Consider the following 12141-nt stretch of genomic DNA (forward strand, 5'->3'; position numbering starts at 1 on the left):
GGATGGGCATCTCTAGCTAAATGTTTGAAAACTTGTAATTCTACATCCATTGCCCTACCTACTGTGTAGAGTTTTATTTTTCAATTTCTTTATTCATTATATTCGGAAAGTGACAGAAGAGGGATATCATCGGAACTCAACTTGAGGTAGCAGCAACAACTCTGGTCAACGGAGGATTGCAAGAACCGCTCTCTGGATTGGGTACGAAGCTAGTCGAGCAAGGCATATCGCAACTGTAAGAAAGAGGAAGGCTTATGGTGGAGGCGATCGCTTATCTGGGAGGTTGGGTTTCCTAACATCAGCCCAACTTCTTCAGACAATTCGATCTCCCTTGGGTGTCTACATACCAAGAAAGCGATTAATCAGGATTCCCTTTACACTCCACTCGGATTCGCAAAGAAGGGTGGGTATGCTTTGCACCTCTGAATTTTGGGTTCAGACTGCCCACCCAAACTCTTTCCGATGCATGAACAATCCAATCACCACAACTTTAACGGATTGAAAAAACCATGAAATCATTACCACTGACTACTCAATCCATTTTTAGCTTCATATCTCATTTCTTAGTCGAGCTTCAGCAAAAAGAGGACACGTCCCAATTCAAGAAGACGGAATCCATAAATGATGATAGAGTCCACTCCTGTCAAGCTGATGTAAATAAGAGAATTCAACATGTTCAAGAGAATTATTTTCTAGAACGCCGAACCTTCCTATAAAGGTAAGCACGTCTAGGCGATCGCCACAGACTTGGCCGATAATGACGGCAGGAAGAATGGTAATAAAAGGACAAAATCAATGTGGTGCCTCAGCACAAGAATTATTCGATATGCGGGCGAGCCTGAATGGGCAGGTTATATCAACTTTCTTGGCCTTCTCCATCTGACAGAAGTTCGTACTATTGATTCATGGTGTAATCCTCACGTTGATGGGTCAGGATATTGGGAGTTTCAATCTCTGGAAGAAGCATTGCAAGAGGTATGGAACGACGGGTTGCTGCCTTCACCTATTTCTAACAAACAATACCATCAACTCTTCACAGACGCTCTGGCGCAGGAGATTCCCTCAATCCATTCCAGGCTCAAGCACCTTGGATACGATTTGTCGGATGAAACATGGACTTCATCCTTGCTCAATTGTGGTCGATGGGAAGGCGTGCTCGCTCCTATTGCTCAAAGGGTCAATCAATATGGGCTACTCAACCTTGAAGATGCTAAAACTGCCCAAAAGCTATTACCAGAGGTATGGTGTAACAATCCTCATGCCTTCGTTAAAATTTGGGCTTTGTTTGAAGTTTTACAGGCTTAGTTGTTGGGATTGATCGTTATGAATCTTAAAGAAGTCAAGAATCAATTTCCAGAAGCGGCAGGTGAGATCGAGATCCTTGAAAGCTTAGGATTTGCTTCTCGCAGCGGTAATTGGATTGATACTCTTGATGTTGAAAAAGCACAGACAGCTTGTTGGTTAGTCGGAAGAGTAGGTAACGATCAAGATGCTGATGCTCTTATCAGCATTTTGTCTGGTCAACGTAGTGAATTATGGATGCAGGCAGCAACTTCCCTGAGCCTCATTGCTATTGAGAAACATCTAAACTCCTTATTGTTTATTCTTGCTACTAGTTCTAATCCAGTGCAGCGAAATAGCGCAGTGTATGCCCTCTCTTTTTTGTCAAATTGCACAGAAAATCATGAAGTGATTAGGACGCTAACCTACATAGCGGCTAACAATGCTGAGTCTCCTTCTGTTAGATCACAAGCATTAGAGGGACTTGGCAATCAGCTATCGCAGAAGTTATCAACAAATTTATATCAGCGAGCAGTGAGTGTAATTATTCAAGCGTTGAATAGTTCTGAAGCTGAAATTAGATTTTGGGGATGTTTTGCTGCGGGTGCAGTAAAGATAAAGGAGGCATTGCCTAAACTGCAAGTATTGGCGCAGACCGATAACACAATTGTCGCAGGGTGGTGGTCTGTGGGTGAGGAAGCTGAGGATTCAATCGCTCTTATGGACGGAGGAGAACCAGCACTTCGCAAACCGCACAATTCACCTAATCCATAAATGATGATAGAGTCCGCTCTTATCAAACTGATGCCAATAAGAGAATTCAACGTGTTCAAGAGAATTATTTTCTAGAACGCCGAACCTTCCTATAAAGGTAAGCACGTTAAATTCCACTCACAACCTTAACGACTTCTATCATTTCAGCGATCGCATGACAACACATTTCGCCGATTAACTCGACGAAGGAGAATTAACAATGACCATAACGATTTCTGCTACCGCCTCCGGAAGCCTCACTCCCCCGACTGCCGTAGGTGAAAGCGTAGTAAACGGAGATTTTCTGATCCTCCGCAATCATCTGGCACCAGACGAGATAACGGGTGATGGCTCAGATGAGGAGACGAGTTGGACTTTCTATTTTAATGAACATCCGGATTTTGCGCTTTTTTCACCTTTGCAACCGTTGACATCTGCGCTTCTCACTTTAACTCTAACACCAAAAGATAAAGAACCAGGAGGGATACGAGGAGTCACTACCGACGGCTTTTGGATAGACACGCTGGGATACGGGGGTGCTCCAGACGAGTTCCAGTCCCTACCCCTTGATGAGCCTGCTACCATCACGGTTGAGTTGCTCGACAGGGTGTCTAGCAACACTTCGACTGCCATCCTTGGAATCTTATTCAGCATTGACGGCTTGTTTGGTGGTCGAATATCGATGCATTATCAGGACGATGCGATCATCTCCTTCGCCCAGCTCGAGCTGACTCAAGAATCTTTGCCACTACCTTTACCTATGGAGAAAACAATGAACGACACGATAGCGATTCCTCGCACAGCCTTGGTTTCAATCCTCAACTCATTCATCGGCGGCTACCCAAATCCAGAAGGCGATCCGCTGCCCCCTAGTCCCTGGGACTCAGTCATTCGTAGAACATTCAATCAAATTCGTTGGCAGTTTGGTCCAAGTCCAGAGCCGTGGGTAACCAGTGTTTCAAATCTTTTGAATCAAGTTGCTCTTAATCCTCAGCCCCTACCGCCCCGCCTTGCCTATACGACCGTTCTGGCACAAGAAATGATCAATAGCATTACTAATCTGCAAGACATTGCAGACACGTTACCAGAAGACGCACAAGCCCGTATGAGAGAAATTGCCAATCGGCGATTGCAGATTTTTTTTGACGATTACTGCGGTACCCCACCGCACAAAAGTCCATTCCCAAGACCGCGTCCCCGTGATGGTGTAATAGAAGGGTTTAACCCGCTTGAACTGGTTATTATTGGCACTCAATTTGAGGCAGCAGCAACAACTCTGAGCAATGGAGGATTGCAAGAAGCGCTCTCTGGATTGGGTATGCAGCTAGTCGAGCAAGGCATATCGCACCTGTAAGAAAGAGGAAGGCTTATGGTGGAGGCGATCGCGAATTTGATGGGTTGGGTTTCCTAACATCAGCCCAACCTCTTCAATGGATCAGGACTTACGTACGCAAGATGTGGTTGAGAAGCTGATTATTCCGTAGCGGTAATTCATGAATTACCGCTACTTTCGTTGTGTTTTGCGTAAGTCCTCTGGATGAAGCAATTGGGTAACTTACCTGACTTTTCCAAACTTTTTGCTTCAAAAGCAATTTTTGACCCAACTTTGTCTGATTTCTTGATTGCCACTTCCAGAACTTTCCCAGTTATCATATCGAGTTCTGATCAGTAACCATAGTGGACATGAAGCAGGAAATGAAAGCCTAATTTAGATGAGCAATTAACGATTAATTAGCTGCTAATCTGACGCTTCTAGATCAATGTATACCTATTTTTGGATATCACAACTATGCTTTATTTACGTCGAAGAGATCTGCTAGTTGCCATAGCGACTTCGATCAGTGCTGCTGGTTCTGTTTCAAACGTATCTGCCACATCGCCGAGTGTCCGCACACCTTCATTGTCAGCCTCCGCTGTTAAGACTAAACCTGTTGGGCAGTTTCTCATCGCCCAAAGCAGAACACAAGAACAATATTATCGACTCCAACTAAAGCAGGGTGGTCAGTATTTGGATGCTGATCATTGCTCGACCACAATCGGCTTAAACCCTGGTTCTGACTATGCGGGTGGTGCATGTCAACTGTGGCGATTCGTTCCCGCTGGGGGTGGATGGAACCGACTCCAATTAAAGCAGGGTGGTCAATACCTGGATGCTGCTTACTGCTCAACCAAAATTAGCTTAAACCCTGGTTCTGATTATGCAGGTGGAGCATGTCAACTGTGGCGATTCGTTCCCGCTGGGGATGGATGGAACCGACTCCAATTAAAGCAGGGTGGTCAATACCTGGATGCTGCTTACTGCTCAACCAAAATCAGCTTAAACCCTGGTTCTGATTATGCAGGTGGAGCATGTCAACTGTGGCGACTTGTTCCGGCAAGCAGACGAATTGATTAATAAGGGTTCCCTTCACACTCCACTCGGATGTGCCAAGAAGCGGCGGGTAATACTTTGAACATCTAAATCTTGGGTTTAGACTGCCCGCCCAAACTCTTTCCGATTCATAAACAATTCAATCACCACAACTTGACAAACCGAAAAAGCCATGAAATCACTATCACTGACTACTCAATCTATTTTCAGTTTCTTCTCCCAATTTCTAATCCAGCTTAAACACGAGGAGGACACGTCCCAATCTAACAATCCAGAATTCATAAATGATGATAGAACTCGCTCCTGTCAAACTGATGCCAATAAGAGAATTCAACGGGTTCAAGCGAATTATTTTCTAGAGCGCCGAACCTTCCTATAAGAATAGGCGGAATCAGTTTTCTACTCCTCTTTGGGTTGGAATGCACGGAGGTTAGCTCAGCCCCTGAGCAATTTATAAAGCAACCGGAGTCATAACGTTTGGAACGGGGCAGGGTTCAAAGTAGGTGGACTAACGGCTTATAACGGAACGGAGGCTTACGCTATCGGTTATGTTGTAAAGCGCAATGCTGACTGTTGAAGCCTGAATTGTTACAATGCTTGAATCATTGATTGCACTACGATGCGATCGCTAATCTGTAGGTTGAGTTTCTTAACATCAGCCCAACCTCTTCAGAGAATGCGATCTTCGTTAGGTGTCTACATACCAGCGCCGCGATCGAACTGTGGGCAACGCTGGAATCAGTAATTTCCCAGCTATACTGCATAACTCAATTTTTCGTGTCGTATAGATCGGTAGTTCTCAAAAGTAGGTAAAACCTAGTGCATCAAATTGCCCGATAGCGACCTGCCTCAAAATCAGCGATCGCTGATTTTGGCTAAATCTTCTAAAAAGCCACTCTTCAATGTCTTTCTCTAACTGCTTGTCCCAACGCTGATTGCCCAATTCCAAAAACCATGCTCCAAAAGTGGTAATAGTTCCTGTAATTCTCCACAAGCTGTCTGAAGTGATTCTGGTGCATTTTCTGGTAAGTTTTGAGAACGGCATTGATCTGCTAGGATCTCAATATAGGGCTGGCAAAAAGCCTCATTTTTCAGAAATTTTGAATAGGTATCTTCTTCGTACACAGGTTCTCCCTGCAAGTAGTGTATCCAGGTTTCCATATTGCGTTTAGGGACAAATATTGCGATCGCTTCATCTGATTGACGATTTTTTTGGCTATCTTCACTGAGGGCTTGAGCTAACTGATTGAATCGTTCGTGTAACCCACCCGTATCTGCATCAATCAACACGACTAATGCAATCGACACACGGTTTTTGTTCTGGCGGTATGCTTTTACTTCTGCCGGATACTGAGTGCGTATATACTGTTCTCTAGATTGCGATCGCTTCCATCTGCTGAGAACTTTCTTTGAGCATTGGGGCGATCGCATCAGCAGGAACAGGACGGCTAAAGTAGAACCCCTGACCTTCTTCACAGCCCCGTCTTTGCAGGTATTCAAGCTGTTCTTGGGTTTCTATGCCCTCTGCTGTAATGTTCAACCGCAGGCTCTTTGCGAGGGCAATAATAGCATTGGTCACGGCGGCGCTATCAGGATTGGATGTCACATCCTGCACAAATGACCGATCGATCTTGAGCATATTAACAGGAAAGCGCTTTAAATAGTTCAGAGAGGAATAGCCGGTGCCGAAGTCATCTAAAGCCAGCAATATGCCCAGCGATCGTAATTGTTCTAGGGTTTTAACAGATCGCTGAACGTCCCCCATCAGCAAGCTTTCAGTCACTTCCAGTTCCAGGTAAGATGCTGTTAGTCCGGTTTCCTCAAGGATTTGGCTGACGACTTCGACTAGATTCGGTTGTTCAAACTGTCGAGCTGACAGATTCACCGATATACGAATTGGAGGGAGTCCGGCAAGGTGCCAAGCACGAGTTTGGGCGCAGGCAGTTCGTAAAACCCATTCCCCAATTTGCACGATCGAACCATTGGCTTCTGCAATGGGAATAAACTTGGCTGGAGAAACCAAACCTTGGGTGGGATGTTGCCAGCGAACAAGTGCTTCCATTGCCGTGATTTGTCTGCTGTGCAAATCAATCAAGGGTTGGTAATAAACCACCATTTCGTTGCGATTAACCGCTCCATGTAATTCATTTTCTAACGCTAGTCGTTCTTGCAACTGAGCATTAATTTCTGGCGAATAGAACTGATATTGGCTACGTCCTTGTTGCTTCGCCTGATATAGCGCCAGACGAGCCTGTTGCAACAGTTTATCCACACCATTGCGATCTTCTAGGTCATTAATTGCGATACCAATACTGGCTGTAATCCGAATCGAGTTACCCTCTAAAAAGAAGGGTTTTGCCAGCATACTTACTACCAACTGGGATAGCTTGATCGCGCTCTCAAAGGAGGGAATTTCCGTCAGAGCGATCGCAAATTCATCTCCACTCACATGAGCCAGAATATCTGTTTGACTCATACAGGTTGTCAAACGCTGGGCAGCTGCTCTTAACAGCAAATTTAATGTTTCCCGATTCAATGTATGACTCATGTCAGTGAAATCGTCGATACCCAGTAAAAGCAACGCTACCAGCTGCTGGTCGTTTTGAGATTGGGATACTGTCTGATGCAAGCGATCGCGGAATAAATCTCGATTGGGTAATCCAGTCAGTTCATCGTAGTTGCTGATGTAATGAATTAATTCATCTAATTTATGAAGAGTTTGCGAGGTATCTGCCATTAATGTGCCTGCTTCATCGGCAAATTGTGTGGGCAGTTCGGGTAATTTTTTGGTATTCAAATAGTCTTGCAATGCAGCAGATGTCAAAATGACTGGGGCGAGGAGAGGAGGTGGTGTAGTGCATAGATAGTGGCTGCTGTACCCGCTAAGGTAGCCAACAGAGCAATAACCATCACTCGCACTGTCATTTCCCAGGAATAAGAGTTTGAGATAACGAAAGTGAGCAGTAAGGTTAAAAGTGGTACGTGAGTGCCTAAAAATGCCACCAACATAATTTTGGCGGTATAACTTTTCTGAAGCCATCCGAACTGAGCTAGGAAGGAATACAGGGTAAGTTTGCGATTGAGTTTCATAGATGCTGAACAAGGGTTGAAAGTTAATAAATTACTTACTAGGTATTCTGGCAGAATAATATCTGGAATTCGGGAGCTACAGAGATTTATTTTTCCTTTAAATCAACCGATACAAGGTTAGATTTATGCTCTTCTAATAGAGCTGGTTACGTAAACTACATTTTGATATTTTTGATACATCTCACTCCACCGTACATTTTTGAAATCCCAAGTGTTCACCGTACAATCACTGATTTGTGCATAAATTAAGAATACATAAAGTTTTTATCTCCGACAAATTGGGGAAAGTGAAAGCGATCGCTAGAGTTTAAGTCACTCAGTATAATGTTTTGAGCGTGTGACGACCAGAAAAGCTGGCGAACTGACTTTTTCTACGCAACGCGCGATCGCATATATAGCGGTTCTCAGTTGGGTGCAGTACAGTGCATGACCTTTCTCTTATAAGGAGAGAGGCTTTTCTAAATACAGAAGGGTGAATTCTATTGGTTCAGCAATCAGAACTCCAGAACAAGTCATCAATGCAGCCACTTCAGCGCGTGCTGGGAAGTTTAAGCGCCTACCGTGGGATCTCGCTGGGGGCGTTGCTCAGCTCGTTGCTCTTAACGGCTGCTTATGCCGTCACTCCTCAACTATTTCGCTGGGGAATTGATGGAGGTATTGCCCGACAAAACCTCCAAATTGTATTCTACAGCGCTGGATGGATGGTCGTTGCGGCGATCGCGCGCGGGTTATTTAACTTTGGACAAAGCTTTTGGGCAGAATCAGCCTCTCAGGGTGTTGCCTACGATTTGCGGAACAAGATTTTCAGTAAGATTCAAAACCTCAGTTTCAGCTACCACGATCAATCCCAGACTTCTCAACTACTGACTCGCGTCACTAGCGATATTGAACAAATCCGCACGTTCCTGAGTACAAGCCTGATGCAGGTGATCGGTGGTGTCCTAACACTTGTAAGCATCGCTACAATCTTGCTGTTAATGAACTGGCAACTAGCGCTGATTACGCTAACAGTCGTGCCAATCTCAGGCTGGTTGTTGGCGCAGTTTTTTAGCAAAAATAGCCAGTTGTTCGGGCAGGTTCAGGAGCAACTAGGCAATCTTAATACTGTATTGCAAGAGAACTTGTTGGGTGTGCGAGTGGTGAAAGCGTTTGTCCGAGAATCAGCAGAAAAAAAGCGTTACACGACGCTGAATGATGCTTTGATCGAGACAAACATGAAGACCATTCGCGCCATCCGCAACACTTTTCCGTTCATCTTTTTGCTAAGTAACTTGGTGACGGTAGTTGTCATCGGCTATGGGGGTGCAGAGGTCATTGAAAATCGGTTTTCAATTGGGGAATTGGTGGCGTTTAACTCTTACTTGCTGTTAATTCTTCAACCTGTTTTATTGATAGGATTTGCGGCTCCCGCGATCGCGCAAGCAGCAGCATCTGCCGAACGAGTCTATGAAGTGGTGGATGCCAAGATTGAAATTAGCGATCGCCCTGATGCTATCCCCTTTAAAACCTGCGGCGGTAGAATTACCTTTGAAAATGTCTCTTTCCGCTATCCAGGAGCCTCTACAGAAGCGCTTAAAAGCATTTCCTTTGAAACTAAACCCAAAGAACTGATCGCCATTCTGGGGATGACAGGTTCTGGGAAAAGCACAATTATCAACCTGATTCCGCGCTTCTATGATGTCACGGCGGGGTCAGTTCGGATTGATGGACGAGATGTGCGAGACTTCACCCTGACAAGTTTGCGATCGCATATTGGCATCGTATTTCAGGAAACCACGCTATTCTCTGGCACCATCCGCGAGAATATTGCTTATGCCAAACCTGATGCCACCTTAGAGCAAGTGATTGAAGTCGCAAAAGCCACGCAAATGCACGACTTTATTACCAGCTTGCCCGATGGTTACGAAACGATTGTCGGGGAAAGGGGTGTAGGTTTATCTGGCGGACAAAAGCAACGGATAGCGATCGCCCGCACATTGCTGACAGATTACAGCATTCTCATCCTAGATGACAGCACCTCTGCCGTAGATGCCAGAACTGCCGCTCAGATTCAGGAGGAACTCGATAACCTGATGCGCCAAAAGGCTTGCACGACCTTTGCGATCGCCCAACGCATTAGTACCGTGCGGAATGCCGATCGCATTTTGTTGATGGATAAAGGACGATTGGTAGCGCAAGGAACCCATGAACAGTTGATGCAAAATAGTCCACTTTACGGTGCAATTTTGGAGTCGCAGGTGCAGCGAACGATTGAAAGTTGAGCAATTTAGGTAATGGCGTCAAGCCAATTAAAGAGGCTTGCGCGATCGCCTTGAGGGGCAGAAAAGTTTGTTAAAAGAACAGAAAGGTTGACGAAGTGTATCGTTAAGAAGTTAGTTGCAAGGAGTAGCAATGAGAAGTTTGGCTCCCGTTGTCGCATCAGATCAAAAAGCGAGTCAGCAACTCTCAACTTTGCGGCGCTTTTTGCAGTATCTCCGACCCTATCGTAAAGAAATTCCAATTGCCTTAACCTTAGTGGCGCTTGGTGCTGCAACGCAATCCATCGGTCCCTTCTTGATTGGTTGGTCTATTGACAATCTGATTGCACGGGGAAATCTGCGGGGATTGCTATTGATGTTGGGCGTACTGGGACTAATCTACATCCTCGGTGTTTGGGCTATTCGGGGACAGATTGTGCGGGTTGGTTCGATCGTGCAGCGCGTACTGGCTCAACTGCGGCAAGATATTTTTATCAAAATCCAAAGCCTTCCGATCAGCTTTTTCGATCGCAGCGAAGCGGGTGATTTGATGAGCCGCTTGCTGAATGATGTCAATACAGTTAATCAAGCATTTGGACAGACGATTGCTCAAATGTTGGGCAACACATTCAGCTTAGTTGGCATTATTATTGCGATGCTCTCGATCGATCTGAAACTTGGCTTGCTGAGCAATTTAGCTGTGCCACTGATGATTTTCACGACTGGCTTGTTTTCTCGCTGGGCAAGAGCGAGATTTCGCGTCACGCGACAGACAATCGGCGATCTTTCCGCCAAGCTAGAAGAAGGTATCAGCAGTGTCCGGGAAGCACAAGCATTCAATCGCATCCAACTCAATATTGAAGAGTTTGATGTTGTAAACGCAGCCAATCGTGATGCCAACGTCCAAGCAGTGGCAATTACCGCCGCATTTTTGCCGTCGATTGATTTTCTCAACACATTAGCCACCGCCGCAGTGCTGGCGTATGGAGGCTATCTGGCGGTGACAGGAGCCGCAACCGTGGGGGTTGTGACTTCCTTTTTACTGTACGTTCAGCAGTTCTTTCGCCCTATCCAAATTCTCAGCCAGTTTTATACGCAAGCTCAATCGGCGATGGCAGGTTTGGAGCGGATCTTTCTGCTGTTAGATGAACCTTCGCAACTTAACGACGCACCTAATGCTACTGAGATGCGGCCTATTCAAGGTGAGGTGCGGTTTGAAGAGGTGACATTTGGCTATACCCCTACTCAATTGGTACTCAAAGGGGTGAATTTGCACGCTCAACCGGGACAGATGATTGCATTGGTAGGACCAACCGGAGCGGGTAAAAGTACGATTATTAACTTAATTCTGCGCTTCTACGATGTGTCTGGCGGCGCAGTTAAAGTTGATGGGATTGATGTGCGGAGAGTGACGCAGGCAAGTTTGCGCCGTCAAATTGGTATTGTTTTGCAAGACAATATTTTGTTCAGCGGTACAGTTGCGGAAAATATTGCTTTCGGCTGTCCCCACGCAACGCAAGCCGATATTGAAGCAGCAGCACAATTAGCCAACGTGCATGAATTTATCATTTCATTACCGCAAGGATACGCGACTCAATTGGGAGAACGGGGTGCGCCTCTCAGCCAAGGACAACGACAGCTGGTAAGTATTGCGCGTGCTGTATTAATCAACCCCCGAATTTTGATTCTGGATGAAGCTACCAGTAGTATTGATACTCGCACAGAAGCGCTGGTGCAGGATGCGATCGCTCGTCTACTCCAAAATCGTACCAGCTTTGTGATTGCCCACCGCCTCAGCACAGTGACGCAAGCCGATCAAGTGTTAGTGATTCAGCAGGGACAAATTGTAGAACGAGGCACTCACGCAGCACTCATCGCCCAACAAGGTATCTATGCCAACCTCTATGCTCTTCAACTGGGGGCAAATTCTACCCAATAGAGTGGCGCAAGGATGCTGTCCTCTACTGGTTAAAAGGTTAAAATAAGTGCGATAGCGAGTAGAGACGCGATTAATCGCGTCTCTACAGAGGTTCGCAAATCAAATAGGATTGCTATATTAGACAATTGAGCGATCGCTCTTCTCTATACTTGCCTGAGTTGATTAGGGATGGGCGATAGCGAAGCGCTCCAAAAAGTCAGTTCGCACTTTTTAGAAACTCAAAGTAAAAAGCTGCCGTACTTTCATCATGGAAGGCACAGCAGTGAAAAAAATAGGTTTGTATTCAGTGGAGATTGTTATTCTATACTTTAACTGTAGCTTTCTGTTGCTGTTTGCGCTTTAAGGCGTTGCTGAATTAGGGTATGATAAAGCGAGCGAGCGTGCGAGCGCCAAAAAAAACACTCATTAAGATGCAATATTATGCAATGCCCTGAATGTCAGTCAACTCATATTAATAAAAATGGTCAGAA

8 protein-coding genes and 1 pseudogene are annotated in these 12141 nt (G+C 45.5%); 6 read left to right on the top strand and 3 right to left on the bottom strand.

Annotated elements, in window-relative coordinates; translation table 11 throughout:
• Nucleotides 1–795: 795 nt before the first annotated feature.
• The 4 genes from ACFW2W_RS12910 to ACFW2W_RS12925 all read left to right on the top strand — a co-directional run bounded on the left by ACFW2W_RS12910 (nt 796) and on the right by ACFW2W_RS12925 (nt 4429).
• Complete coding sequence (locus ACFW2W_RS12910; protein WP_378178348.1) at nt 796–1305, top strand: hypothetical protein; 510 nt, start codon at nt 796–798, stop codon at nt 1303–1305.
• An 18-nt stretch (nt 1306–1323) separates the two neighbouring features.
• A complete protein-coding gene (locus tag ACFW2W_RS12915) occupies nt 1324–2055 on the top strand; it encodes a HEAT repeat domain-containing protein (RefSeq protein ID WP_378178351.1) in 732 nt (243 codons plus the stop codon).
• A 199-nt stretch (nt 2056–2254) separates the two neighbouring features.
• Nucleotides 2255–3388: a hypothetical protein gene (locus ACFW2W_RS12920; RefSeq protein WP_378178354.1), complete on the top strand. Its 1134-nt coding sequence runs from the start codon at nt 2255–2257 to the stop codon at nt 3386–3388.
• A gap of 546 nt (nt 3389–3934) precedes the next feature.
• Nucleotides 3935–4429: an RICIN domain-containing protein gene (locus tag ACFW2W_RS12925; RefSeq protein ID WP_378178357.1), complete on the top strand. Its 495-nt coding sequence runs from the start codon at nt 3935–3937 to the stop codon at nt 4427–4429.
• Nucleotides 4430–5019: 590 nt separating this feature from the next.
• Here ACFW2W_RS12925 and ACFW2W_RS12930 read toward each other — a convergent pair.
• The 3 genes and pseudogenes from ACFW2W_RS12930 to ACFW2W_RS12940 form a co-directional block, all read right to left on the bottom strand.
• Nucleotides 5020–5169, bottom strand: coding sequence for a hypothetical protein (locus ACFW2W_RS12930; RefSeq protein WP_378178360.1), 150 nt, complete (start codon nt 5167–5169; stop codon nt 5020–5022).
• Between the two features lie 148 nt (nt 5170–5317).
• Nucleotides 5318–5836 carry a hypothetical protein gene (locus tag ACFW2W_RS12935; protein ID WP_378178362.1) on the bottom strand — a complete coding sequence of 173 codons (519 nt, stop codon included), beginning with the start codon at nt 5834–5836 and terminating at the stop codon, nt 5318–5320.
• Nucleotides 5778–7495: pseudogene (locus tag ACFW2W_RS12940) on the bottom strand (putative bifunctional diguanylate cyclase/phosphodiesterase). The gene ACFW2W_RS12935 and the pseudogene ACFW2W_RS12940 overlap by 59 nt, the downstream one beginning before the upstream one ends.
• A gap of 518 nt (nt 7496–8013) precedes the next feature.
• On the opposite strand from ACFW2W_RS12940, the gene ACFW2W_RS12945 reads away from it, so the two are divergent.
• Both ACFW2W_RS12945 and ACFW2W_RS12950 read left to right on the top strand, forming a co-directional pair.
• Nucleotides 8014–9756, top strand: a complete 1743-nt coding sequence (locus tag ACFW2W_RS12945; protein ID WP_378178368.1) for an ABC transporter ATP-binding protein — start codon at nt 8014–8016, stop codon at nt 9754–9756.
• 130 nt (nt 9757–9886) lie between these two features.
• On the top strand, nt 9887–11671 hold the full coding sequence (locus ACFW2W_RS12950; RefSeq protein ID WP_378178365.1) for an ABC transporter ATP-binding protein: 1785 nt from the start codon (nt 9887–9889) through the stop codon (nt 11669–11671).
• Nucleotides 11672–12141: the final 470 nt, after the last annotated feature.

Source organism: Coleofasciculus sp. H7-2, from assembly GCF_042747725.1.
Lineage (GTDB): Bacteria > Cyanobacteriota > Cyanobacteriia > Cyanobacteriales > FACHB-T130 > FACHB-T130.